Origin of the sequence: Halolamina sp. C58, from assembly GCF_051195095.1 — an archaeon.
Lineage (GTDB): Archaea > Halobacteriota > Halobacteria > Halobacteriales > Haloferacaceae > Halolamina.
Genome location: NZ_JBNTJY010000001.1, coordinates 1707744 through 1733029 on the forward strand (window position 1 = coordinate 1707744; position 25286 = coordinate 1733029).

Genomic DNA, 25286 nt, shown 5'->3' on the forward strand with positions numbered 1-25286 from the left:
GACCACCGCTCTTAAGAGCGCCACCCCCGGAACCTCACCTAATGCGAGTCGTCGTCTCTATCGGGGGTAGCGTACTGGCGCCCGGTCTCGACCCCGAGCGCGTCGAAGGGTTCGCCGACGCCCTCGGCACGCTCTCGGCAGAGGGCTGTGAGCTGGGCGCGGTCGTCGGCGGCGGCACCGTCGCCCGACAGTACATCGGCGCCGCCCGTGAGCTGGCGGCCAACGAGTTCCAGCTCGACGAGCTGGGGATCGGCGTCACGCGGCTCAACGCCCGGCTGTTGATCGCGGCGATGGGCCACGGCGTCCAGCGGACGCCCGCCACGAGCTACGACGAGGCCGGCGAGGCGATCCGAAACGGCGACAGCGTCGTCATGGGCGGGATCACGCCCGGGCAGACCACCGACGCCGTCGCGGCCGCGCTCGCGGAGTACATCGACGCCGAACTGCTGGTGTTCGCGACCAGCGCCGACGGCGTGTACAGCGCCGACCCCGAGACCGACGACGACGCCGAACAGTACGGCCAGCTCACCCCCAGCGAACTGGTCGAAGTGATCGCGCCGATGGACCGCGGCGCGGGCGCCTCCGCCCCGGTCGACCTGCTCGCGGCCAAGCTGATCGAGCGCTCCTCGCTGCGCACGATCGTCCTCGACGGCACCGACCCCGAAGCCGTCGTCGACGCCGTGCTGCGCGGCGAGCACAGCGGCACCGACATCGTCCCCACGGGCGAGAGCGACGAACCCACCTACTGGACCCAGCATGAGTAGCGAACAGACGCCCGACCCGGACGCCGACGCCGCCGGCCCGTCCTCGGGCCCGACTGCGGGCAGCGACGCCGGCGAGGGCGACGGCGAGACACAGTTCCACGCGTTCTGGGCCGACGCCGTCGCCGACGACGTGGAGGCCCGCGATCCCGACGACCCGATCGTGATCAAGGGCGGCGTCTCCCCCTCGGGGATCCCCCACCTCGGCCACTTCAACGAGATCGTCCGGGGGTACTTCGTCGCCGAAGTGCTCCGCGAGCGCGGTCACGAGGTCCGGCAGGTGTTCACCTCCGACGACCGCGACCCGCTCCGAAAGCTCCCCCGACGACTGGCCGACGCGGACTGGAACGTCGTGGAGTTGGGCGACGTGGACGCGGGCGCGCTCGGGAAGAACCTCGGCAAGCCCTACACCGCGATCCCCGACCCGTTCGGCGACTGCCACGACTCCTACGGCGAGCACTTCGCGGACCTGCTCGCGGGCGCGGCCGAGATGGTGGACGTGCCCGTCGACGTGCTGTCGAACACCGAACTGTACGAAACCGGGGAGTTCGAGCCGGAGATCCGGACGATCCTCGAGAACGTCGACACCGCCCGCGAGGTGCTCGCCGACTACCAGGACTCCGTGGACGCCGACTACTCACCGTTCCGCGTCGTCTGCGAGGAGTGCGGCATCGTCACCACCGACGTGACCGTCGCGGACCTGGACGAGGGACGCGTCGAGTACGAGTGTACGGGCATCACCGCGGGCGACCGCGAGATCGAGGGCTGTGGCCACGCCGGCGAGGCCACGCTGCGGGACGGGAAGCTCTCGTGGCGCTTCGAGTGGCCCGCGCAGTGGAGCCTGCTCGGCGTCGATTTCGAGCCGTTCGGCAAGGACCACGCCGAGGGGTCGTGGCCCTCCGGCGAGGAGATCGCCCGGAAGGTGCTCGGTATCCAGCCCCCCGTGCCGATGACCTACGAGTGGTTCACCCTCAACGGCGAGCCGCTCTCCTCGTCGTCGGGCAACGTCGTCACCGTTCCCGAAGTGCTCGACCTGCTCGAACCCGAGGTGCTGCGGTACTTCTTCGCGCTCGACCCGAACAAGGCCCGGGACTTCGACATCTCCCGGCTCGATCAGCTGGTCGACGACTTCGACCGCTTCGAGCGAGCGTACTTCGGCGAGGTCGACGACGAGGAGCTAACGCGGTTCGCGGACCGGGCTTATCCGTTCGTCGTGGACGAGATTCACGAGGAGCGCATCCGCCTCCCCTACACGTTCGCCGCGGTGCTGGGGATGGTCGAGGACCGCGACCTGCGCGTCCAGATGGCCCGCAACGAGGGACACATCCCCGAGGACGCGCCGGACTGGGCGATCGACGACGCGCTCGCCCGCGTCGAGAAAGCCCGCGCGTGGGCCGAGCGCTGTGACAACGCCTACAACTACCGGCTCCAGACCGAGCTGCCCGACGTGGACCTGACCGACGACGAGCGGGCGGCGCTGGACGACCTCGCCGCGTTCGTCGCCGCGGGCCACGACGGCGACGCGATTCAGGGCGAGATCTACGAGCTCGCCGAGGAACACGGGCTGGAGACGGGCGACCTGTTCGCCGCGGGCTACCGGCTGTTCTTCGACAAGGAGCAGGGGCCCCGGCTGGGCGAGTTCCTCGGCGAGCTCGACCAGTCGTTCGTCGTCGAACGGCTCCGCCGGGAGGGGTAGCTCCCCGCTCCCGTCGCCGCGTCCAACGGCGGCGTCACGTCGGACCCGAACGCCTTTGCCCGGCCGGGCCGGATCCACACGCAGATGATCGACGGGCTGTTACAGGCGATTCCCACCCTCGGCCCGCTGACGTGGATCCTCGTCGGGGTAGCCGCCTACTCGCTGGCGGCCTACTGGCTCGACGAACGGGGGCTGGTCCCCGACTCGATCAGCGTCTCCGGGCCGATCACGACCATCCACACCAAGCGCGGTCGGGCGTTCCTCAACTGGCTCGCCGGCCCCAAGCGGTTCTGGCGGGCGTGGACCAACGTCGGCCTCGGCGCGACGCTGGTGGTGATGGTCGGGATGTTCGTCCTGCTGCTCCAGCAGGGGCGGATGATCCTCGAGGACCCACCCGCGCCGTCGCCCGTGAACGAGCCCGCGAACGTGCTGGTGATCCCCGGCGTCAACGAGTTCCTCCCGCTGTCGGTCGCCCCGGAGATAATCGCCGGCCTGCTGGTCGGGCTGGTCGTCCACGAGGGGGGCCACGGGCTACTCTGTCGCGTCGGCGACATCGACATCGACTCGATGGGGCTGGTGACGCTCGCAGTGATCCCGATCGGCGCGTTCGTCGAGCCCGACGAGGAGAGTCAGCGGGCCGCCGACCGCGGCGCCCGTGCCCGGATGTTCGCGGCCGGCGTCACCAACAACTACCTCGTCACCATCGTCGCGTTCGCGCTGCTGCTCGGGCCGATCGTCGGCTCGATCGCCGTCGCCCCCGGCGCGGCGATCGGCGGCGCCCAGCCCGGCTCGGCGGCCGCCGAGGCCGGGATCGACGGCGGCGACCGGATCGTGATGGCCGGCGACCGCGAGATCGCGAACGGGAGCGATCTCGACGCCTACCTCGCGAGCAGCAGCGACACCGAGGTGACGGTCACGCTCGGCGACGGCACCGAGACGACCGTCGAGCGCTCGCTGCTCGTCACCAGAGTCGCCGGCGGCTCGCCGTTCGACCGCGAGGGCGCGGCCGGGCTCGACGTGAACGACACGATCACCGCGGTCAACGGCACCACCGTCCGCACCGAACGCGGCTTCCGCGAGGTGGTCGGGAACCGGACGAGCGTCACGATCGCGACCGCCGACGGGGACACGACGACCGGTCCGATGGGGATGGTCGTCCGCGCGACCGCGCCGGACCTGCCGGGCGTCGGCGGCGAGCCGGGGGATCACCCCCTCAACAGCTCCGCGGGGTTCCCGTCCCGAACGCCGTTCACGCTGCTCAGTATCGACGGGCAGCCCACCCACACCGCCGCGGACGTGACGGCGGCGCTCGACGGTCGGAGCGCGGGTGAGACGGTCGAAATCGTCGGGGTCGTCGACGGCGAGCGCCGGAGCGCGACGGTGACGCTGGTCGACGACTACCGCGAGAACGAGTCGGGCGGCTACCTGGGGATCGCACCGCTGTCGGGCGGCGAGTACAGCGGCGTCGGCACGAGCAGCCTTGGCGTCGACTACTACCCCGCCGAGGGGTTCCTCTCGCTGCTGAACGGTGACGGCGGCGTCGGCGTCGTCGCCGCGGGCGGCTCCGTGCTCGGGCTCGTGCTCGTCGTCCTGCTGCTGCCCTTTATCGGCGCGGTCGGCGGCGGGAGCTACAACTTCGCGGGCTTTGTCGCGGCCAACCGCAACTTCTACGAGATCACCGGGCCGCTCGAACCGCTCGGCGGCGGGGTGTTCCTGCTGGCGAACCTCCTCTTTTGGACCGGCTGGATCAACCTCAACCTCGCCTTCTTCAACTGCATCCCGGGCTACCCGCTCGACGGCGGGCGGATCCTCCGGGCCTGCGTCGAGGCGGTGGTCGCGCGGCTCCCCGTCGAGGACAAACACACGCTGACGCGAGCGATCACCACGAGCGTCGGGCTCGCGATGCTCGCGTCGCTGCTGCTGGTCGTGTTCGGGCCCGAACTGCTCAACTGAGTCTCAGTTGGGGTCTTCCTCGACGCCCATCCGCTCGTAGAACTCCTCGGGGGTGTCCTCGATACGCTCGAAGTCGTCGAAGTAGTACTCGTGGTGGCGGACGACCTGCTCGCAGATCCACCGCGAGAACGTCTCGTCGAAGCGCCAGTGTTCGGCGGGCTGCTCGACGTCGAACCGCTCGTCGGTCGCGAAGCTCACGTAGACGTGGTAGAAACCGAGGATCACGTCGGCGAACTCCCGGGCTTTCGCGCCGGTTTCGACGCGCTTCTCGGCGAGCTCCTGCTCGCCCTCGGGCGTGAGCTGGAAGTACTTCCGGTCCGGTTCGTCCTCGCGTTCGATCCGCTCGGCCCAGCCGTTGTCCTCGAACTTGTACAGGATGGGGTAGACGGAGCCGTAGGAGGGTTCCCAGTGACCGCCGCTGATGTCGCCGATCTCCTTGAGGATCTCGTAGCCGTATCGGGGTTTCTCCTCGAGGAGTTCGAGCACGATGTACGAGATGAGGCCTTTCGGGGGGCCGCTCTTCCGCATCGTTCCCCGTACGGAGGGGGTTCTCTGAAAGGGTTTCGGTCCGGTAATCGGCGATTCAGCGACTGATTCGGGCGGAAACGGGAATATCCGGCCGGTCCGTGGTTCGTGAGCGGGCTGACACGCAACGCCCAAGCCCCCGCGGGCCCGACCCCGAAGCATGACCGAGCCACCGCAGACCGAGGAGGGTTGGTTCGTCCTCCACGACTTCCGCAACGTCGACTGGGACGCCTGGCGCGACGCTCCCGACCGCGAGCGCGAGCGGGCGATCGCGGAGGGCGTCGAGTATCTGGCGGACCACGAGGCCGTCGCCGACGCCGACGAGGGCACCTCGGCGGTGTTCAGCGTCGTCGGCGACAAGGCCGACCTCATGGTCATGCACCTGCGGCCGACGCTCGATCACCTCTCGACGGCTGAGCGGCGGTTCGAGCACACCGCGCTGGGCGAGTACACCGAGCAGGCCACCTCGTACGTCTCCGTGACGGAGGTGTCGGGCTACGTCTCCGACGCCTACTTCGCCGAGGACGAGGAGGAGGTCGACGAGGGGCTGAAGCAGTACATCGAGGGGAAGATCAAGCCCGACCTGCCCGACGACGAGTACGTCTGCTTCTACCCGATGGACAAGCGCCGCGGCGAGGAGGTCAACTGGTACGACCTGCCGTTCGACGAGCGCGCCGACCTGATGGCCGGCCACGGCGAGACCGCCCGGAAGTGGGGCGGGAAAGTCGACCAGATCATCTCCTCCTCGCTCGGGCTGGACGACTGGGAGTGGGGCGTGACGCTGTTCGCCGGCGACGCCGTCGACATCAAGGACATCGTCTACGAGCTCCGGTTCGACGACGCGACCTCGAAGTACGGTGAGTTCGGCTCGTTCTACGTCGGCCGGCGGTTCCCGCCCACGGATCTGGGCGCGTACCTGCGCGGCGAGACGGTGCCGACGGGCGACGAGGGGCACCACCACGGCGAGAGCGACGGGCATCACCACGGAGAAGGTGACCATCACGGCGACGGCGAGCACCACGGCGATGGTGAAAGCCACCACGACGGGGACGAACACCACGGCGACGACGAGGACGAGGCCGACGCGGGCGACATCCGCGGCGAGCTCGAGGACCTCGACATCTACGCGGGTCAGCCTCACGGTGAGGACGTGTACGCGACGGTGCTGTACAGCGAGGCCGACGCCGAGGAGGTCAGCGAGGAGGTCGACGGGCTCCGGGGCAACTTCGAGCACTACGACACGCACGTCAAGACGGCCGTCTACGAGGGGACGTACACCGACCGCGTCGCGGTCGTGAGCATCTGGGACACCGCCAGCGCCGCCGAGACCGCGGCGGGGTTCCTCTCGGATCTGCCGGGCGTGGTCGAGCGCGCCGGCGAGGAGTCCGGCTTCGGCACGATGGGGATGTTCTACACCGTCAAGCCCGACTACCAGGAGGAGTTCGTCGAGAAGTTCGACACCGTCGGCGGGATGCTCGAGGAGATGGACGGCCACTTCGAGACGGACCTGATGGTCAACCGCGAAGACGAGAACGACATGTTCATCGCGAGCCAGTGGCGCTCGCAGGAGGACGCGATGGCGTTCTTCCGTTCGGACGCGTTCCGCGACACGGTGCAGTGGGGCCGTGACGTGCTGGCGGACCGGCCGCGGCACGTGTTCCTAGCCTGATTCGGTCTCGAGAGGGGTCGCCCGTTTTCGGCGGTTTTCGTAGTGAGACGGGCTCTCGTCGACAGCGACGGCGATAGCCACGGCGACAGCGACGGCGATAGCCACGGCGACAGCAGCTCGATCGCTGACACCTTGTGACCGCACCGCCCCGCACAGCCCTCATCGCTCGCGGGTCGCTCCGCTCCCCGCCTCGCTTCCTCCCCAGCCGACTCACTCCCTGCGGTCGCTCGTCCCTCGCGCTGGCTCGCGGACAGAGCCGCGAGCGTTTCGCGCCGACCGCCACAGCGGTGCGGTGGCGGTGGACGCCTCGCGATCGGCGACGGTCGCCGATCGCGGGGGGAGGGGTGGGGACTCCGGGCTGTGCCGGACCCTGTGTCCGGCACACTGCGGTCACAAGTGGTCGACGAACGAACTGCTGTCGCGGTCGCAGTTGCCAACGATCGAGACGCTGTCGCAGGTGCGACCTCTAACGAGAAGAAACGTCCATAATCCACCGGGCGTGCACCACGTGCGGACACCCGAACCCATTTTGCCGGGCCACTCCACCCTCCGGGCATGACCAAACGGTACGCCTCGCTCCCGCCGGACGCCGAGGCCGGGGTGGACGCCTTCATCGAGGAAGTCGACGAGCGGCTCTCCTCCGACGAGGACACCTGTGACGTTGTGCAGGACACGCTGGTCGACCTGTTCGGCGATCGGGAGGCCTACGAGCGCTGGCAGGACGGCGGCGACGTGACGCCCGCGGAGCGCGTCCGGCTGCAGGGGTACGATCCCTGCAACGCGACGCTGGAGTCGGAGTACTACGCCGAGAAGGACGAAGACCGGTTCCAGCGCTCGAAACACCTCCAGTGGCTCTGGCGCCAGTTCGACGCGACGCCGATGGCCGACAACATCGAGTTCGCGCTGCGGTTCCGACAGATGCTCGCGACCCACCTGTTCGACGAGGTCGGGGAGAACTGCCGCTTCTTCAAGGGGATCACGTTCACCTACGGCCACAACATCACCATGGGCGACAACGTGGTCGTCCACGACGACGTCCACCTCGACGACCGCGGCGCGCTGGAGATCGGCGACCGCGTCTCCATCTCGGACTCCGCACAGGTGCTCTCCCACGACCACGATATCGTCGATCAGACCGAGGTCGTGAACTACCGGACCATCATCGAGGACGACGCCCGACTCACCTACGACACGATGGTCCGGGCCGGCTCCAAACTCGGCGAGAACTCCGTCGTCGGCGCGAAGGCCGTCGTCGACGGCGACGTGCCCGCCCACCACGTCGCAGTCGGCCAGCCCGCGAAATCCGTCCGCGTGAAGCCGGGCTGGGAGGAGGTCGCCGACCCGGTCGAGGATCGACTGGAGCGCAACAAGGAACAGCGCCGGATCGAGTACGACCTGCCCGAGGATCTGGACGTGTTCGACGAGTTCGGGCGGGATCTGCAGCCGCCGGGCGGCGACGGTCGCTAGGGCCGGAGAGACTCGACGTTCTGCGGCACTCGAAGATCCGAAATCGGTAGCAATGCGCCGTCCGGGAAGTCAGCTACCTCACCCTGATGGGTTCGCTCGTGGAGGGTTGGGTTTGTCCGTGAACTCGGCCTCGAACCCGTCCGGGTGGGCGGTAAATCCGCCGCTCGGCGTCACCATTCCAGACTTCAGGGCAAGCTGACTGTTGCCCGTCCGCCGAGACGACTGTTGGCCTCGACGGACGTACCGCATTCCGATGTTCTTCGCCGCGTTGTAGTCCGCATTCGCTTCCGCCCCGCAGTTCAGACACCGGAAGTCGTTTCGGTTCGAGCGGTTCTCACTCGCCGTGAATCCACACTCGGCACACCGAGTGGACGTGTGGGCTGACCCGACTTGCTTCACCGCGATACCTTCCGCTTCGGCTTTGTACACCACTTGCTCGTAGAGCGTTCGGAACGCCCACCTGTGGCCCCACGACGCGCCCGTTTGATCGCGGATATGGGTCAAGTCCTCGAACGCGATCACGTCACAGCCGTACCGAACCGCTTCCGCGACGATAGCGTTCGACGCTCGGTGAAGCACGTCACGGACATAGCGAAGTTCACGGCCGCTCGATCGTTCGAGAGTGCGATGGGCGCTCCGCGTCCCGGTCTGTTGGAGGCCGGCACGCACCTTCTCGAACTCGCGGAGGTTGTGGGCCAACTCCCGTCCGCTGAAGAAGTAGGCAGTACTGGTGACCGCGAGGTTTTCGATACCGAGGTCGACCCCGAGAACCGTTCCGTCCTCGGCAGTGTTCCGTTCGGTATCGTTCTTGTGTCGGCGGAAGCCGATATGCAGGAAGTAGTCGCCGTCGCGGGCGGTGAGCGTACTTTCCGTGACACTCCACTCGTCGGAATCGAGGTACTGGCGTTGGTAGCCGTCGTCGGCATCGGGCAGAGCGAGTTCACACCGGACGCGACTCTGCGTTGTGGAGAGCGACACCGTATCGTCGTCGAACAACGTCATGGTCCGAGTATCGTACTTCACCGTCGGTGCAGTGAAGGTGGGCTTACTGACCTTCTTCCCATTGGACTGGCGTTCGATACAGCCGGTGATCGCTTGGGCGGCTTGGTGGGTGGCGAGAACCGCGTGCTGACTCCCGAGGTCGGTCTGTTCGCGTACAGTTTCGTAGGCGAGTGGCTGTACGTCGCTCTTGGCGTTGCACTTACCCCACGCCATATCCGTAGCGATTTGGCAACCACGCTTCCACGCGGAAACCGTCTCTTCGAGAAGTTCGCGTTGCTCGTCCGTCACCACGAGACGAGTGATTGCTGTCCGACGCACGTAGTCGTCTGCCACGGCTTCAATGTGAGCACACGGGTGCTTATATTTCACCTATCATTCGAAATATGAATGGACGACACTGACTCACTCGTGGTTCGAGACACTCCGAATCTGCCCATTCACCGGAAATAGCCTCCCTGCGGCTAAAGATGCAAGAAGGCAACAAAAGTGCGGATGCCGGGAATTGAACCCGGGCCGGTAGCTTGGGAAGCTACTGTCCTACCACTGGACCACATCCGCGTTCGTGGTTTTCATTCGCGAGGCCTGCCAGCGCTCGCACTCGACTGAACGCCAGCCTCCGGTAAGTCGGTTTCGGATTCCGCCACCCCCGTCGGTGCCGGAACCGGACGCGCGTCCACCTCCCGGAGTCGGGGAGTGCCTATTTGTCACCCGCGGCAGAACGATCGTCCATGCCCGAAGACGTCCTGACGGAGAACGCACCGCTGGACATCCGCTTCTCGGAGGCAGAGCTCGAAACCGCCCGCGAGGAGATCGTCTCGTTCATCCGGGACACCGTCGACGCCGCCGGCGCGGAGGGCGCCGTACTGGGGATGTCCGGCGGGATCGACTCGACGCTGACCGCCTACCTCGCGGTCGAAGCGCTGGGCGAGGAGGGGCTCCACGGGCTCACGATGCCCGCGCGAGTCAGCGACGAGGCGCTGATGAGCGACGCCGAAGCCGTCGCGGAGTCGCTGGGGATCCCCTACGACGTGATCGAGATCGAGCCCATCGCCGAGACGTTCGACGAGGCCTACCCCGAGGGCGTCGACGACAAGACCGCCGCGGGGAACGTCCGCGTCCGGACGCGGGCCGTGATGAACTACTACGTCGCGAACACCGAGAACCGGATCGTCCTCGGGACGGGCAACCGCAGCGAGGCGATGACCGGCTACTTCACGAAGTACGGCGATCAGGCCGTCGACTGCAACCCCATCGGTGACCTGTACAAACAGCAGGTCCGCCAGCTCGCGGCTCACGTCGGCGTCCCCCACGAGCTAGTGATGCAGACCCCGACCGCCGAGATGTGGGAGGGGCAGACCGACGAGGAGGAGATGGGACTGAACTACGACCACCTCGACGCCGTGCTCGCGCTGCACGTCGACGGCCCGCTGTCGAAGGCTGCGACAGTGCGCTACGTCGACGGCGTCACCGAGGAGCACGTCGAGCGCGTCGACGAACTGGTCGAAGGGAGCGCACACAAGCGCTCGATGCCGCCGTCGCCCGAACTCTCCGTGCGGGAGTAGAGCGACGGACTAGCGAACCGGGTTCTCCGGCCCGCGGCCGAGGTACTCCGCGGCGAACGCCTGGACCGCCTCGGCGTCGTAATCGTCGATCACGAGCCGGTGGGTCCACGCCGTCAGCACGTAGTCGCCGCGCGGGTCGTCGTTAGGGTTCGGCGCGACGACGACGCTCTGCCACTGCCCGTCCTTGTTCGCGGCCCACGCCCTGAGGCTGGCCTCGGCCTCGTCGGAAAGGTTCCCCTCGTCGTAGTAGATCACGACCGCGCCGTGTTCGAGCGAGTGGACGAGCTCCTCCATCCGCGGCGTCTCGGTGTAGAAGCCCGCCGACACCCAGTCGTTCCAGTGCGGGCCAGACAGCGGCGGCACGCGCTCGTAGTCGATCTCCTCACCGGGACGGTGCTCGGCGCCGTTGCTCTCGAACGTCTCGACCTGCGAGATCCACTCGTCGCCGCCACGGTTCGGCAGCGGTTCGTCCTCCATCCCGGCCGGTTCGGCGTCGAGGTTCGTCCCGCCCCCGCCGCTCAGGAAGAAGAACCAGATCGCGACGACGAACACCACCAGCACCGCGGCGCCCGAGAGGAGGCCGACGATCGGGAGCCCCTCCTCGTCGTCGCCCGCGGCGTCGACGCGGCGTCGGTCTATCGGCCCGAGCTCCTCGGCGTGCTCGTCGCCGAGATGTTGGAGGTGGGCCTCCTCGTCGTCGAAGGCCGCCCCGCAGTACTCACACTCGACCATACAGCGTACACCGCCCCCGTCACCCATAACCCTTCGCTATCGGGTGGTCGCGGCGGATCGACGAACCGGCTCCGTTGGGCGGCGCTCGTGGCGCTTTCGGGGGCTTTCCAAAGGCATTTGCCTCCGCCGCGACTTACCCTAGACGATGGACGACGCCGCCGTGGCCCGCCGTTCGGCCCGGGATGCGCTGGGGGAGATCGAGCCCGAGCCGCTCCGGGAGACGCTCGACCAGCGGCTGGCAACGGCGTCGATGGTTCCGGGGGCGCTGACGCTGTCGACCGCCCGGGCGTTCGACGACGACGTGGACGTGACGACGCTGGGGGAGCTCGCCGCCGGCGTGCAGTTGATCTACGAGGGGCTCTCGCTCACCCGCCAGCTGGCTCACGACGAGCCGTGGGCGAGCGACCCCGAGAACGACATTGAGGCGGACCTTTCCGTCGTCGCCGCCGACGTGCTCGTCTCCCGGGGGTTCTCGCTGCTCGCCCGGACGCCCGCGGCCGACCGCGCGGTCGAGACCGTCCGGGCGTTCGGGCGCGACCAGACCGACCGCGAGCGGACCGACAACCCCGCGGGGATCGACCGGAACCTCGAGGCCGACGTGTTCGAGCTCGCGGTCGTCGCCGGCGTCGCGGCCGTCGACGGGGGCGCCTCCGAGGAGCTGCTGGGGTTCGCGGCGGAGCTTGCCCGCTCCTACGAGGGGGCGCTCCCGGCGGCGCCGGAGCTGCTCGCGGAGCCGACCCGGGATCGACTCGCGGGCTTCTCCGACGGCTACGTCGGCTCGGCGACGCGGAGTGCGGGAACGGATCCCTGAGCCGGGGCGAATCGAAATCCCTATACACGGAACCGCAGTACGAGGAGGTGCGCGCCTGGGTAGCTTAGCGGTAAAGCGCGTCCTTGGTAAGGACGAGAGCCCGGGTTCAAATCCCGGCCTAGGCTTTCTGCGAGGAACAACGTGACGAGCGAAAGCTGTAGCCGGGTTTGAGCCAGTCAGTCGCAGCGCGAGCGGAGCGAGCGACCGTCTGACGCTGTTCAAATCCCGGCCTAGGCTTCCTACGTTTTCCCACCCCGGTGACGCCGGACTTTTTCGGAGAATAAACCGGCAGCGTTGACTGTTTAATCGGCTGTTCAGGGGCCTTAGCACGCTAATACCTAACACTGCGTCCTGCCAAGACGCGTGCATGCAGGCTCGACACGCGGTCGAGGCACTCCGGAAACCGGAGTACACGGGTGAGAACCGGTGTTTCCCCTGTACTGTCCTGAACGTCGTGCTGGTCGCCGCTGTCGGTCTGGGTGTCGGTGCCTTGTACGACCCAGTCGTCGGCATCGCCGTGGTGACTGTCGGACTCGGGCTCGTCTATCTTCGCGGGTACGTTGTTCCGGGGACACCGGTTCTGACACAGCGTTTTCTTCCCGACGCCGTGCTCAGGTACTTCGAACACAGTAGGCCGGAAACGACCATCTCAGCGAACGACGGGAACAGCGAGTTCGACCCCGAGACGGAGCTCCTCACAGCCGGGGCGTTGACGCCCTGTCTCGATCGTGACGACCTCTGCTTGGACTCGGTGTTTCACACGTCGTGGCGCTCGGAGATGGCGCCGGCCGCGGAAGACCTCGACGACGCGATCTCCCGCCTGCTTCCGTCGTCGTTCGACCACTCCGTGGATGTCGGGTTCCGTGGGGATACTGTCGTTACCCGGGTGTCCGGAACCACCGTCGCGGAGTGGCCCTCACGCGCGGCGTTCGTCGCCGACGCCGCGGGCGCCGCCGCGCTCGCCGAGGTCGACTCGAAATGGGCCGAGCGCGGGTTCGAGGAACGGACGAAACTGCTCGGCGGACTCCGCCTCTGGCTCGATCGGTGCTCGGTTTGTGACGGCACCGTCGAACTCAGCGAGGATACGGTCGAGTCGTGCTGTCGGTCCGTCAACGTAGTCGAAGCGTCCTGCACGTCCTGTGGGGCTCGCATTTTCGAGGCACAGCTCCCGAGCGAGCCGTAGGGGTGACCGCTTCGTGTCCGGGCGACATTCAGTCCAGTAACGCCCTCAGGTACGTCCATCGCCGTGTCCACAGCTGATACGCCGTGGATGCGGCGACGACGACGAGCGCGAGACTCGCCCAGAGGAGCGTCGGAGCGGTACTCACGACGGGCGTACCGAGTTCGATGGCGACTGTGACCGCGAGCGCGACCGTCGCAACTGTCCGATAGTAGTCCGCCCACGTAATGCCGTACTTCGTTACGACCTCCATGTAGACGTTGACATCGCGGGCACCCGGCCGCAGCTTGACGGTTTTTCTGTGTTCGTCGTATTCGACGACGCCCTCGTCGTCGAGCTTCGGGAGGTGGGTCTGATGGAGCGAGTTGTACACGCTCTCCCGGACCGGCCGTGGTGGCGGGGAGTCGCCAGATTCGTGGGCGGCGATGGTCTCAGCGAGCTCGCGCAGCGTCACGGTCCCCACGGATTCCTGGAGGTGCTCGATGACGCGCCGCCGCCGGTCATTGCGCAGGATATCGTGAATGTCGGTTTCGGCGAGCCGCGACGACCGGGAGAGGCTCATGCACGAACTCGAACGGTTCCATCCACATATTTATCGTCTTTCTTACCACTATTCCGGATTTCTAACGGCCGGTTTAGCCCGTGTTGAGTCGGGTTTAAAAACCTCAATACTGGCCTAAGAGCCGTTCAATTGGCCGTTTATCCACGAATTTCGCGATTAGCTATGTGGGTGGGGAATAGGGTATGTGGCAAGGCCTGCCACGGTGGCCGGCCGACCGAAACCATGTCGAAAAAGAAACTCGAACTCACGCGGCGTCGCGTCCTGGGCGGACTCGGCACCATCGGTGTCGCCGGTGCCGCCGCCGGGCTCGGTACCTCCGCGTACCTCAACGATACGGAATCGTTCGAAGACAACACGATTCAGGCGGGCACGCTCGACATGAGCGTTACCGCGACCGTCGAAGCAGCCAGTTCGTACTGGTCGAGTGCTGTCGATCTCGACGCGACCGCGGATGGTGAAGCGGTCTCCGGCGTCACCATTGACGACGTCAAACCCGGCGACTGGGGCATCATCTGTTTCGATATCTCCATCGGAGAGAACCCCGGTTACGTCCAAGTCAGCACTGCCAACCTCTCGTCGTCGGAGAACGGCTACGAGGAGCCCGAGCCGGAGGACGAAAACGGCGAAGGTGAACTCGACGACGCGATTCTCGCGACCATCTGGGACAGCTACGACGACTCGGGAGATCGTAGTGGCCTGTCCGGATTGGATGGGACAACGAACGTCGCCGGCGGGAGTCAGGCCGAGAGTTGGAACTCGTCACGCGACGAGGGCGGTGTCGTCGACGAGGACACTCACTACACGACCCTACAGGAAGCGTACGACACGTACAGCACGGGCGTCACGCTCGGCGGCAGCGAGGATCCGATAGAAGTCGGCTCCGGGGAGCAGATGGAGACGTTCTGCCTGCTGCTCGAGATTCCGTCGGAGGTCGGCAACGAGGTTCAGGGCGACTCGCTGAGCTTCCACCTCGTCTTCGACGCCGAGCAGGTCCGGAACAACGGCAGCCCGTTCGCTGGTAACAGCACCGGGACCAACACCACGGGGACCTGAGGGGAACGATGAGTGGCAAATCCACGTCGTTCGAACTCTCGCGTCGCAAGGTGCTGGCGGGACTCGGTGGTGTCGGGCTTGCGTCGGCAGGCGCTGGGCTCGGAACGTCCGCGTACCTCAACGACACCGAATCGTTCGAGGGGAACACGATCGCAGCGGGCCAACTCGACCTGAAAGTCGACTGGGAGGAGCACTACTCCTACCCGCAGCTCTACGGGTTCGACGACCCCGAGAACGGGCTGGAACACGGCGTCCATCGCTCGGAGCCCGACGAACCGGACAACTACGTCGGGATGCCCGACCCATCGAATCCGCAGGTCTGGGTCCACGAGGACGACCTCGGAACGTACATGACGAACACGTCAATCGAGGCGTTCCCGGACCCGAACAACGACGGCGCACAGGAAGTCGAGTACGAGGACTGGACGTACATGCCGTGTGACCACGGCGCGGACCTGCCCGAACACCTCACCCCGAGTGACGGGAACGCCACACGCACAGACTTAGAGTACATGGAGGATGGGGAGCCCCTCATCAACCTCCAAGACGTCAAACCCGGGGACTTCGGGGAGTTCACGCTGAGCTTCCACCTCTGTGACAACCCAGGGTACGTGTGGCTGCGGGCGATGGGCTTCACGGAGAGCGGTGGAGAGACGGCCGAACCAGAGCCGACACCCGACAACGGCGAACTCGCCGAGAACATCCAGACCGTCTGGTGGTACGACGGCGGCGACAACGTCTACGACGGCGACTGCGAGGACGTGCTGTACATGGTCGACCACTCGGACAGCAGCGGTACCGTCCTCTACGAGGTCACGCTCGATATCGGTGGGGGTACTGCCAGCACAACCGAGATTTCGACGACGGAGTTCGGCGCGTCACACGTCGCGTCTTCGCCCGACGGCGAAGAGGTCTACATCGTCGATCAAGACAATCCGCAGCTGGCTGTCTACGACGTCGCGAGCGACAGTCTCGGCTCTCCCACGGGGATCGACGAGAACGGCTACGGATCGCTGGGGAAGATCGTCCAAGCTGCGGTCAGTCCCAGCGGGACGCTCTACCTCGGTAGTATGAGCGAAAACGCGATATTCGAGGTCAGCAACCCCGGTAGCGGATCGCCGACCGTACAGAGTAGAACCGACCTCGACGTGGACATCAGCGGCGCCGACAACGCGTTCACGACGAACAACGAGTTCTACTTCTACACGAACGCCGGGCACGTGCTCCACACGATGAACCTGATCACCGGCGACGTCAGCGAGGTTGCCACGCTGGAGACGGAGAAGGACTTGACCGGTCTCGCACTCCAGAACTCCGGTACGGGCGACTTCATCGCGTCCGTAACCGGCAGTAACGAGATGATCATCTTCGACGAGGATGGCAACGAGCTCGAGCAGCTGACTCTCGACATCGACCACACCTACGGTGACCTGACGACCAGCGACCTCTGTGAGGAGGAGATCTTCTCCGGGACGCTCGCCGAGGCGATCGGCGAGTTATCCCCGGGCGAAGAGGGTCACGGGCACATGCTGAACGACGGCGACTGCTACCAGCCAGGCTACACCCGCTACCTCGGCTTCGCGTGGTGGGTACCGACGGACGTCGGCAACGAGATCCAGGGCGACGAGGTGAGCTTCGACCTCGGCTTCTACACCGAGCAGTGCCGGAACAACGACACCCCAGGAGGGAGCTAATCCAAGCTCGGCTTCAGCCTTCTTTCCAGCGGTTTCGGCTCACGCAGGTGCGGCACGAACAGCGTGCCGAGCGGTTCGACTCCGCTCGTGAGTCTTCCCCGAGAGGGGATCAACCATGAGTGACCGTAACGATCGATACCGCCTCTCGCGGCGAACCGTGCTCGCCGGTCTCGGCGGCGCCGGGGTCGCGTCGGCGAGCGCGGGCCTCGGGACGAGCGCGTATCTCAACGACACCGAATCGTTCGAAGACAACACCATCACAGCGGGGACACTCGACCTGCTGGTCGGCTACTACTCCTACTGGGACCAGGGGATGGCCGGCTCCGGCAGCGTGCAGGGGACCCAAGACGGCAGCGGCACCGTCAGCGGCGAGCTGACCGACGTCAAGCCGGGCGACAGTGGGCTCCTGGCGTTCTGCCCCGTTATCGAGACCAACCCCGCATACCTCTGGCTCTGCGGGGATATCACGTCGAACTCGGAGAACGGTTACACGGAGCCGGAACCCGAAACGAGCGAGGCCGGTGATATCAACGACCCCGGCGACCCCGAGGGCGCCGGTGAACTGGCCGAGAGCATCAGCGTCACCGTCAACTACTGCGACGTTGCCGACGACGTCGGCGACAGCTTCGACCCGGGTGACGTCACGGTGCTCACGGAGGTGTGGAGCGGAAGCTTCGCCGATCTCGTGTCGTCGATTCAGAACGGTGTGCCACTCGATGGCGACGGCGAGCCGGCCAGCGGCGGCGGGTTCGACGCGCCGGGAGAACAGGCCTGTTTCGCCGGCACGGACGCCGCCGAACCCGACAACCCCTGTCTCTGCCTCGACTGGGAGGTGCCGACTTCGGTCGGCAACGAGATACAGGGCGATTCCCTCGAGTTCGACTTGGAGTTCCACGCCGAACAGTGCCGGAACAACGACGGCACCCACAACCCGTGTGCTGACGACACCACCGAGTGCGTCGACTGCGGGTTCGAACCCGGGTCGACGGACGACGACTTCTCGAACCTGCTCTCCGTCGGCCCCGACGCGACGTCGGGGTTCCCGGACATCGACGCCCGGGTCCGCGTCGACACGCCGACCGGGAACGCCGGCGACCTCACCGCGTCGAACTTCGCGGTCTGTGAGGGTGGCTGTGCACAGACGCTCGACGTCGCCTTCGACTCCGGCGGCATCGTCGACATCGTCGTCGTGTTCGACGACACCGGAAGCATGGGCGGCCAGATTAGCACGCTGCAGAACGAGGTCACGTCGCTCACGACCGACATCGAGAACGCTGGCATCGACGCCCGCTACGCGCTCGTCTCGTTCAAAGACATCGAGGAACTGGACCAGGACTTCACCGACGCATCGACGTTCCAGAACGCGGTCAACGGCCTGAGTGCGTCCGGCGGTGGCGACACGCCGGAGGACAACCTCGACGCGCTGGCGGTCGGGACTGGCAACGCCGCCGCCCAAGACGGCGACGGCGACTCGCTGTCCGCGTTCCGGTCGGGCGCCCAGCGCGTCGTCATCGACATCACCGACGTCGGCGCGTCGCCAGAAACGGACGAAGACACGCGGTTCAGTCAGTCTGACATCGAGACGTTCCTCGACGACGGGAACTTCTCGTTCTACGCCGTGGCGCCGGAGAGTGTCGGCTCCGGGAGCGTCTCGAAGCGCGACATCGCGGAGAACGTCGACGACGGGACGTGGATCGACATCTTCGACGCGGACTTCGACACGATCCTGAACGACGTCGTCGGCGCGATCACCGATCCCGCGTACACGCTGTCGTACACGACGACCGATCCCGCGACGGACGGTTCGAGTCGTTCCGTGGATATCCAGATAACGGACCCCGACGAGGGAGTCCTCTACGAAGCGGGCAACTACACCGCGCCCAGCTGAGCGTGCAGTCGACTAGCCCACTTGGAACACGGGCCCCGCGGTACCGAGGTCGTGCCGCGGCGGCCGCGGAACGGCGGTTCGACTCCGCCGGTGGGTTTCCCGTCCGAGGAGCGACTATGAGCGACGACAGACACCACTACCGACTCTCACGGCGAAACGTACACGTTGGGGTGGACAGCGTCGGGCTGGCATCGGCAGGCGCCAGTCTCGGCACGACCGCCTTTCTCAGTGAGACCGAAACGTTCGAGGAGAACACGATTACGGCGAAAGCGATGGACGCGCGACGGGACTGGGAACAGAAGTGCCACCGGGACAACAGGACCGAGTACGTCAGCGCGTTTCCGGAGCAGTACGAGAACGACCCGAACAGTCGCGACGAACTCCGCACGAACAGTCCGGCGGTCGAAGATGAGACGCCGCCCGAGCGCCCGTTCGTCTTCGAGGGGACGCTCGGAGAGCTGCTCACGGCAGTCGACGACGGTATACCACTGGACGGCCATCCCGACACTACCGACCGCGACTGCTTCCCACAGGACCAGCCGGGCGACGAACAGGTCCGGTACCGCGGATTCGAATGGGCGCCCCCCGCGAGCGTCGGGAACGTCGTCCCGGGCGACAGCGTGACCTTCGACCTCACGTTCGTGGCAGTACAGCGCCGGAACAACGACGGGACGACGAGCCCAGTCACGGGGGCGCAGCCGTGAGGTTGAACCGCCGTCGACTGCTCGGGTCCGCTGCGCTGGCTGGTGTGGTGTCAGTATCGGGCCTCACCGCGCTCAGCTCGGACGCGGTCGCCTACCAGTCGTCGACGACGGTCGGCAGCGACCCATCAGTTCGCGTGAACTGGCGGGAGACGTACAACGGCACTGTCGTGGACCGCGGCGGCGACAGCGACGGCCCGGTACTCGACGTCGAAACCGCCCAGCCGGGCGACTCGGGGACCGTAGCGTTCCGCGTGACGCCCGCCACCGACCAGAGCGTACGCGTGTGGTTCTCGCTCGTACTCACCGCAAACAACGAGAACGGCTGGAACGAGCCCGAGAGGATCGCCGGGGATGCGACGGCGGACCGCGGCGAACTCGCGGACGCGCTCGAAGTCTCGGCCTGGTACGACACCGGCTCGTTCGGCGTGTCCGAGCTCGGCGGCTGTGACGGCGACCTAGACGCTTCGGAAACCACGCTCGTGGACGGGTCGCTCGTCGACGCGGACGCCGCCCTCGCCGAGGGGGTTTCGCTCGGCGGCGACTGCCTCGGCCCGACGAGTGGGGTCTGTGTCGGCATCTCCTGGTCGTTGCCCGGTTCGGTCGGAAACCGGATACAGGGCGACAGCGTCGAGACGTCGCTCAGCTTCACGGTCGAACCGTGTGATGAGACGTGACCGTTTCACGACCGGTTAAACGGCCGGTTCGGCGCCTAAACAGACCAATAAGTATGCCAACAATGGACGTACTCCGGAACGTGCCCCGGACAGGAACGGAGGAAAGCGACGATGCCTGACGTCTCGCGGCGGTCGATCCTGCGTGGCGTCACGTTCGCTGGGGCGGCGAGCCTCGGCGGCGCTTCCGGAGTCGGTGCGTACGCGTACTTCACCGACGGCGAGCTGTTCGGTTCGAACACCATGGCGGGAGGCTCGCTCGATCTCGAAATCGCGACGCGTACCGAGTCCGAGTCCACGACGTCGTACAACCCGGAACAGGACGGCTCGTTCCCGTCGACGTTTGTGCCGGAGTCGACGATCACCGTCGCGTTCCCGGCTATCGACCCGAATCAGGGCCAAACGTCCGGATCGACGACTGTCGCGTTCCGTCTGTGTGAGAACTCCGGCCGAGTCTGGTTGCGGGTGGAGGACGGCGAGTCCGATGTACTTGCCGACGCGATGGACGTCACGCTCACGTACGCACCTGCGGCCGGGGCAGCCAGCCGGCAGCTCTACGAGGGGTCCCTCTCCGGACTGTACGACGCGTACGCCGATGGGAGCCTGCTCGGTGCCGGAAACTGCAGGGAGCTCGGAAAAGTCGAACTCACCGAGGACCCTGCCGAGTTCGTCGTCGAGGGAACCGGGGAGTCGCTGCCCGTCGACGCCGTCCCCGGAACGTTGACTCTCGACGGGCCTGATGGTCCTGTCGACGTCGAAATCACGGGACTCTACCGGAAGGACGACGGGGACGAAGTCCGTGGTGTCGACCTCCAGGCGGACGCCTTCGAGTTCTGCCGCGTGGACGTGAAAGGCGGCGGCGGGCCCGATACGGGTCTCGTGATCTACCGGCCTGACTGTGCCGCCACGGCGAGCGAGTTGGTCACCGGATCGAACCCGGCCGGGAATCCAAGCGGCCTCAGTCACTTCGTCGTCTTCGACTGTGTCGGCGACATCTGTGTCGGCTGCGAGCCGGCGTTTCTCACTCTGGACTGGTATCTCTCGGACCCGACATCGGTCGCCGGCGAGTCGGTGTCGTTCGATCTGGACCTGTTCGCCAGCCAATGCCGTCACACGATTCCGAGAAACCCATGGCAATAACTACCCACGACCGAGAACGATCGCTTGTATCGACGCTTGCGGGGTGGTCGGCGTGATCCCCTCCTCCCGGCGCGTCGCGGGGGTCGCCGTCACCGTCCTGGCGATCCTGTTCGTCGGCGTCTTCGTCGTCCAAGCCGTTCCCGGCATCATCGGTGCCGACGCCAGTTACGTCGTTCTCTCCGGGAGTATGGAGCCCGAGATATCGTCCGGCGACGCCGTTATCGTGAAAAGCGTCGACCCTGCTGATGTCGAGTCCGGTGACGTCATCACGTTCGTGCGCGCCGAGGAATCGACGCCGGTTACACACCGCGTCGTTGAAGTCGTCGACACCGAGGACGGAGTAGCGTTCCGGACGAAAGGCGATGCCAACGACAGTCCGGACCCCGCGCTCGTGCCCGCCGAGAACGTCACGGGCAAGGTCTGGATGGTTCTCCCGTACGTCGGTCACGTGGTGATGTTCGCGAACACCACAAGAGGGATGGCCCTCCTGATTGGCCTCCCGGTGGTCGCGTTCGTCGTGTCCGAACTCTACACGTTCACGCGAGGTGATGCGGCGGAGGGAGAAGAGCCTGAACCAACCCCTCGACGGCATATCGGCGAGTTCGGCTCGCCGGCGGAGGTGGCCGACGACGGCCTCGTAGTCACGACCCGCGATCTCCAGCTGAGCACAATCGGGTTCGGCGCCCTCGCGGTCTACAGCGGTTACATCGCGTACCAGGACCCCAAGCCGGTGAGCGTCGGCGTCTTCGCCGGCGCAGCGATCGTCGTCGCGTTCGTCACCACGGTGTTCATCGCCGGACGTGAATCGTCCTCCACCGGTAGCCAACCACGGGACCCCCGGGTGACCGACGGTGGCGAAACCCGCCCGGCATCTGGCAGCACTGACGGGACTGGAGGTGAGAACGATGGCGAGTAAGCCCAGCGTGCTCGTTATGGTTGTGGCAATCCTGCTTGCCGGATTCACGGGCGGGTTCACCGTCGCCGCGCTGACCGACACCGAGACAGTCGGAGTGGCTGTCAACGTCAACGAAGCGCCGGCAACTGAGAGCTCGGTGACACCGAGTGAAGCCGGAGAGAATACGACACGGACTGCAACACCGAACACAACCTCGACGGCGACGCCCAACGCCACCGAAACACCGAACGCAACCGCAGTACCGACCCCAACACCGAACACAACCGCGACAGCGACGCCTGACACCACCGAAACGACGAACACAACCGCGACAGCGACGCCTGACACCACCGAAACGACGAACACAACCGCGACAGCGACCCCGGTCACGGCACCAACTGCGACCTCGACCCCAACACCGACCGAGACAGCGACGCCAAACACCACCGAAACGCCGACCCCGACCGCAACCCCCACCCCAACCGCGACAGAGAACTCAACAGCGACCGAGAACACGACAGATACGGGGACAGAGACGGCCGAGTGAGGACGGTGGTATCGGCGCTCGTTTCGGCAGCCTCAACGGAGGCCTTCGACGTACGAGTCGAACGGCGTCCCCCGCTTCCACTGACTCTCGAAACAGCGTGTCGCCCACTCCTGTACGTCAGGGTTTGCGGTGTCGACGACGAGCTGCAGGAACGATGCGTCATCGTTGTACCCACCGACGTAGACACGTTCGTCCGTCACGACGAGGCGGAACGCGGGTGGGTCACTGACGCGTACGTGGAACTCCCCTTCCTCACGCGCGCGTTCGAACTCGCTATCGCCCTCCTGCCGCAGCTGGTCGACCACCGACGGCGGATAGAGTACGGCCACCCAGAGATCGTCCCGAACGCGGTCGTAAAGCGTGTTCTGATAGGCCGGATCCGGAGTTGTCGGCGTGAACTCCCGGATGCAAGACGTCTCCTCGGTGAGCGAGAGAAACCGCCGCATCGGTTTGTACGGGTCGCCGGGTTCGAGTTCCGTGACTGTCGCATCGTCGAACGCGCGGATTTCGATCGGTTCCTCAGTCTCCTCGAGTGCGTCCAGAAGCGGCGACAGGCTGCGGGCGATGCGGATCGTTCCGATCGCTCGCGAAGTCTCGGAGTGAACGACGTCGCCGAACGGGGTGAGTTCATAGGTGCCATTCTGGCGGGAGATCAGCCCGAGGGATTCGAAGGTGTTGACGACGCGAAACGCGGTCGAACGCGAGACGCCGAGCGCGTCCTGAATATCCGACCGCGTCGCGTTCCCCTCCTCGAACTCCGCGAACGCCCGCTGTCGACGGGCGGCGGTTCGGAGGATATGGGGCGCGTTGTTGTCTCCCATACCCCAAGATATTTGTAACACCTGCAATAGTTCCTCGTATCAATTTCATATTAAGAAGAAGCGGAATTTCACGATTTGAAACTGCTCTCACCAATTAACTATACAACCTCTTACCCAACGTACAATAATAAGGAAGGGTACCAGCCCCCTGGGATAGGGAAGTAGGTGACAGGACCGTACACGAGGAGGATACAAAATGCTCGAACAACGAAGGAGGAACGAGTCGCTGAACCGGGCAGAGATCCACGATGTGTTGAGCAACAACCGTCGGTATCGCGTGCTTAATCTCCTCAGCGACGAAAATCCACGAGACCTCCGCTCGCTCGCCAACGACATCGCCGCCGCCGAGTCGGGTGAGTCGCCCGCGCCGCGGAAAGTTCGACAGAGCGTTTACGTAACGCTCCACCAGAACCATCTCCCGAAACTCGACTCGCTCGATCTCGTCCAGTACGACGATACGTCGAAGACGGTAGCGCTCGGCGATCGAGCGAACGAGATCGACATCTACCTCGAAGCCGTCGAACGCGGCCACCTCTCTTGGAGCGAGTATCATCTCGGGATCGTCGTACTCGGTCTCGTCGCCACGCTCGCCAGCGCCATCGGTACGCCGGGGCTGTCTACACTCGACCCGGCAGCGTACGCGTCCGGTGCACTCGTCGTACTCCTCGCGTCGATCGCGTATCAAATACGGGAACAGGGTAGCCCGTGGTTCGACCGGCTCACGAACGGCTGATCGTGCCGACCGCACCGACGGCGACGATACTCGTTCTCACGTCCACGGCGGGAGCGCGTCGTTAGAACGACGCTATCCGGTCTGGCCGCCTCGGCTGACGCTTACCGATCGAGTGACGCGGTTTTCTGCCGATCCGTCGTACTGCCCGTCACTCGAGACGGGCGGACGACAGCTACGCCGTGACGAAACGCCTTTTTCGCACCGACCCACCCCCACGCGTATGGCCGTCGCCGACACCGTCTCCACCGTCTTCGCCCCCGAACTGTTCGTCCTTCTCGCGACTCTACTGCTCGTCGGCTACGAGGGTCGCGACGATCTCGCCCCGAAGTCGATCGCGCCGCGGCTCGCCGTCGTCGCCGGCGCGTGGGCGCTGGCGTTCGCCGTCTATCAGGGCGGCCCGACGATCGCCGGCACCGGCGTTCCGGGCGGCGACGACTTCTTCGCCGCACTCGGCCTGATCGTCGCCTTCGCCGGCATCGCGGTCGCGTGGCGGCAGTTCGACTGGGGCGCACTCGTCCCGCCGTACGCCGTGCTCCTGATCGTCACCTCCCTCCTCCACCTCGTCGTCGTCCCGCTGTGGGACACGTCGAGCCACGTGATCTACGCCGCCGTGCCCGCCGGCACACTTGTCGCCGCCGATCGGCGGTTCGCGCCGTTGGTACTCGTGGCGCCGCTGCTCGTCTGGAGCCGGATCGCGACCGGCGCCCACACCGTCGGCGAAGCGGTCGGCGGCCTCGTCGTCGCCGGGATCGTGCTCGCCGGCGCGCTCGCGCTGGACCGACTGCCCGGCGAGAGCGGCGCTGTCGATTCCTAATCCTCCTCCAGCGTCTGGACCTCCCGCTTCCGGTCCTCGGCGTCGGCGTCGCCCGTGTTCTCGGTGCCGGCGGGCTCGAAGAGGACGACCTTCGCGAGCCCGTCGGCGACCGGGCGGTGTTCGACGCCCGCCGGGACGACCCCGAGCTCGCCGTCGCCGAGGTGCTGGTCGGGCTCCCCCCGGAGTTCGAGCGTCAGGTCACCCTCGATCACCCAGAACAGCTCGTCTACGTCGGGGTGGCTGTGCCAGACGAACGAGCCGTCGAGCTTGGCGGCTTTCAGCTCCTGCCCGTTGAGCGACGCGAGTAGCCGCGGCGCCCACCGCTCCTCGAACGCGTCGAACGCCTCGTCGATGTCGACGGTCTCCATGGCAGATCGCGCGGACGCCGGAGCGAAAAGCGCGTCGC

Annotated in this window: 24 protein-coding genes and 2 tRNA genes; 19 read left to right on the top strand and 7 right to left on the bottom strand. The window is 66.2% G+C overall.

What is annotated here, in order from left to right; translation table 11 throughout:
• Positions 1 to 41 precede the first annotated feature (41 nt).
• From pyrH to ACQUSM_RS08950, 3 genes are all read left to right on the top strand, one after another.
• Positions 42 to 764, top strand: a complete 723-nt coding sequence (pyrH, locus tag ACQUSM_RS08940; RefSeq protein WP_435117862.1) for a UMP kinase — start codon at positions 42 to 44, stop codon at positions 762 to 764.
• The gene (gene lysS / locus ACQUSM_RS08945) at positions 757 to 2457 is read left to right on the top strand and encodes a lysine--tRNA ligase (protein ID WP_435117864.1); all 1701 of its coding nucleotides are present in this window, start codon (positions 757 to 759) and stop codon (positions 2455 to 2457) included. Before pyrH ends, lysS begins: the two co-directional genes overlap by 8 nt.
• An 84-nt stretch (positions 2458 to 2541) precedes the next feature.
• Positions 2542 to 4410 (top strand): site-2 protease family protein, encoded by a 1869-nt coding sequence (locus tag ACQUSM_RS08950; protein WP_435117867.1) that lies wholly within the window; start codon positions 2542 to 2544, stop codon positions 4408 to 4410.
• 3 nt (positions 4411 to 4413) lie between these two features.
• Here ACQUSM_RS08950 and ACQUSM_RS08955 read toward each other — a convergent pair whose 3' ends face one another.
• The gene (locus ACQUSM_RS08955; RefSeq protein ID WP_435117869.1) at positions 4414 to 4938 is read right to left on the bottom strand and encodes a PadR family transcriptional regulator; all 525 of its coding nucleotides are present in this window, start codon (positions 4936 to 4938) and stop codon (positions 4414 to 4416) included.
• Positions 4939 to 5095: 157 nt separating this feature from the next.
• Between ACQUSM_RS08955 and ACQUSM_RS08960 the strand changes: the two genes are divergently transcribed.
• A complete protein-coding gene (locus ACQUSM_RS08960; protein WP_435117871.1) occupies positions 5096 to 6604 on the top strand; it encodes a heme-binding protein in 1509 nt (502 codons plus the stop codon).
• A gap of 555 nt (positions 6605 to 7159) precedes the next feature.
• Positions 7160 to 8071: an acyltransferase gene (locus ACQUSM_RS08965; protein WP_435117873.1), complete on the top strand. Its 912-nt coding sequence runs from the start codon at positions 7160 to 7162 to the stop codon at positions 8069 to 8071.
• Between the two features lie 78 nt (positions 8072 to 8149).
• On the opposite strand, the gene ACQUSM_RS08970 is transcribed toward ACQUSM_RS08965, so the two are convergent.
• Together ACQUSM_RS08970 and ACQUSM_RS08975 are read right to left on the bottom strand one after the other, a co-directional pair.
• Positions 8150 to 9406, bottom strand: coding sequence for an RNA-guided endonuclease InsQ/TnpB family protein (locus tag ACQUSM_RS08970; protein WP_435117875.1), 1257 nt, complete (start codon positions 9404 to 9406; stop codon positions 8150 to 8152).
• A gap of 154 nt (positions 9407 to 9560) precedes the next feature.
• Positions 9561 to 9631 (bottom strand) — tRNA-Gly (locus ACQUSM_RS08975).
• 170 nt (positions 9632 to 9801) lie between these two features.
• Here ACQUSM_RS08975 and ACQUSM_RS08980 point away from each other — a divergent pair.
• Positions 9802 to 10635 carry an NAD+ synthase gene (locus tag ACQUSM_RS08980; RefSeq protein WP_435117877.1) on the top strand — a complete coding sequence of 278 codons (834 nt, stop codon included), beginning with the start codon at positions 9802 to 9804 and terminating at the stop codon, positions 10633 to 10635.
• A gap of 9 nt (positions 10636 to 10644) precedes the next feature.
• Here the strand turns inward: ACQUSM_RS08980 and ACQUSM_RS08985 are convergent, their stop codons facing one another.
• Entirely contained in the window at positions 10645 to 11367 is a 723-nt protein-coding gene (locus ACQUSM_RS08985; protein WP_435117879.1) for a DUF3105 domain-containing protein, read from the bottom strand.
• 145 nt (positions 11368 to 11512) lie between these two features.
• On the opposite strand from ACQUSM_RS08985, the gene ACQUSM_RS08990 reads away from it, so the two are divergent.
• From ACQUSM_RS08990 to ACQUSM_RS09000, 3 genes are all read left to right on the top strand, one after another.
• A complete protein-coding gene (locus ACQUSM_RS08990) occupies positions 11513 to 12178 on the top strand; it encodes a DUF7114 family protein (protein ID WP_435117881.1) in 666 nt (221 codons plus the stop codon).
• 53 nt (positions 12179 to 12231) lie between these two features.
• Positions 12232 to 12303: transfer RNA gene (locus ACQUSM_RS08995), tRNA-Thr, on the top strand.
• 242 nt (positions 12304 to 12545) lie between these two features.
• The gene (locus ACQUSM_RS09000; protein ID WP_435117883.1) at positions 12546 to 13361 is read left to right on the top strand and encodes a hypothetical protein; all 816 of its coding nucleotides are present in this window, start codon (positions 12546 to 12548) and stop codon (positions 13359 to 13361) included.
• Between the two features lie 28 nt (positions 13362 to 13389).
• On the opposite strand, the gene ACQUSM_RS09005 is transcribed toward ACQUSM_RS09000, so the two are convergent.
• A complete protein-coding gene (locus tag ACQUSM_RS09005) occupies positions 13390 to 13920 on the bottom strand; it encodes a DUF7344 domain-containing protein (protein ID WP_435117885.1) in 531 nt (176 codons plus the stop codon).
• A 222-nt stretch (positions 13921 to 14142) separates the two neighbouring features.
• On the opposite strand from ACQUSM_RS09005, the gene ACQUSM_RS09010 reads away from it, so the two are divergent.
• From ACQUSM_RS09010 to ACQUSM_RS09045, 8 genes are all read left to right on the top strand, one after another.
• Entirely contained in the window at positions 14143 to 14973 is an 831-nt protein-coding gene (locus ACQUSM_RS09010; RefSeq protein WP_435117887.1) for a SipW-dependent-type signal peptide-containing protein, read from the top strand.
• Between the two features lie 8 nt (positions 14974 to 14981).
• Positions 14982 to 16667, top strand: a complete 1686-nt coding sequence (locus tag ACQUSM_RS09015; protein ID WP_435117889.1) for a SipW-dependent-type signal peptide-containing protein — start codon at positions 14982 to 14984, stop codon at positions 16665 to 16667.
• Positions 16668 to 16782: 115 nt separating this feature from the next.
• A complete protein-coding gene (locus ACQUSM_RS09020) occupies positions 16783 to 18555 on the top strand; it encodes a SipW-dependent-type signal peptide-containing protein (protein WP_435117891.1) in 1773 nt (590 codons plus the stop codon).
• A gap of 116 nt (positions 18556 to 18671) precedes the next feature.
• Positions 18672 to 19259: a SipW-dependent-type signal peptide-containing protein gene (locus ACQUSM_RS09025; protein ID WP_435117893.1), complete on the top strand. Its 588-nt coding sequence runs from the start codon at positions 18672 to 18674 to the stop codon at positions 19257 to 19259.
• Positions 19260 to 19306: 47 nt separating this feature from the next.
• Entirely contained in the window at positions 19307 to 19933 is a 627-nt protein-coding gene (locus ACQUSM_RS09030; protein ID WP_435117896.1) for a hypothetical protein, read from the top strand.
• Positions 19934 to 20395: 462 nt separating this feature from the next.
• Positions 20396 to 21070, top strand: a complete 675-nt coding sequence (locus ACQUSM_RS09035; protein ID WP_435117898.1) for a hypothetical protein — start codon at positions 20396 to 20398, stop codon at positions 21068 to 21070.
• 52 nt (positions 21071 to 21122) lie between these two features.
• Positions 21123 to 21986 (top strand): signal peptidase I, encoded by an 864-nt coding sequence (locus tag ACQUSM_RS09040; RefSeq protein ID WP_435117900.1) that lies wholly within the window; start codon positions 21123 to 21125, stop codon positions 21984 to 21986.
• A complete protein-coding gene (locus tag ACQUSM_RS09045) occupies positions 21976 to 22512 on the top strand; it encodes a hypothetical protein (RefSeq protein ID WP_435117902.1) in 537 nt (178 codons plus the stop codon). The genes ACQUSM_RS09040 and ACQUSM_RS09045 overlap by 11 nt, the downstream gene beginning before the upstream one ends.
• Before the next feature lie 32 nt (positions 22513 to 22544).
• Here the strand turns inward: ACQUSM_RS09045 and ACQUSM_RS09050 are convergent, their stop codons facing one another.
• A complete protein-coding gene (locus ACQUSM_RS09050; protein WP_435117904.1) occupies positions 22545 to 23333 on the bottom strand; it encodes a helix-turn-helix transcriptional regulator in 789 nt (262 codons plus the stop codon).
• A gap of 196 nt (positions 23334 to 23529) precedes the next feature.
• Between ACQUSM_RS09050 and ACQUSM_RS09055 the strand changes: the two genes are divergently transcribed.
• Positions 23530 to 24066: a DUF7344 domain-containing protein gene (locus ACQUSM_RS09055; protein ID WP_435117907.1), complete on the top strand. Its 537-nt coding sequence runs from the start codon at positions 23530 to 23532 to the stop codon at positions 24064 to 24066.
• Between the two features lie 220 nt (positions 24067 to 24286).
• The gene (locus ACQUSM_RS09060) at positions 24287 to 24880 is read left to right on the top strand and encodes a hypothetical protein (protein WP_435117910.1); all 594 of its coding nucleotides are present in this window, start codon (positions 24287 to 24289) and stop codon (positions 24878 to 24880) included.
• Here ACQUSM_RS09060 and ACQUSM_RS09065 read toward each other — a convergent pair.
• The gene (locus tag ACQUSM_RS09065) at positions 24877 to 25248 is read right to left on the bottom strand and encodes a cupin domain-containing protein (protein ID WP_435117912.1); all 372 of its coding nucleotides are present in this window, start codon (positions 25246 to 25248) and stop codon (positions 24877 to 24879) included. The genes ACQUSM_RS09060 and ACQUSM_RS09065 overlap by 4 nt on opposite strands.
• Positions 25249 to 25286 lie beyond the last annotated feature (38 nt).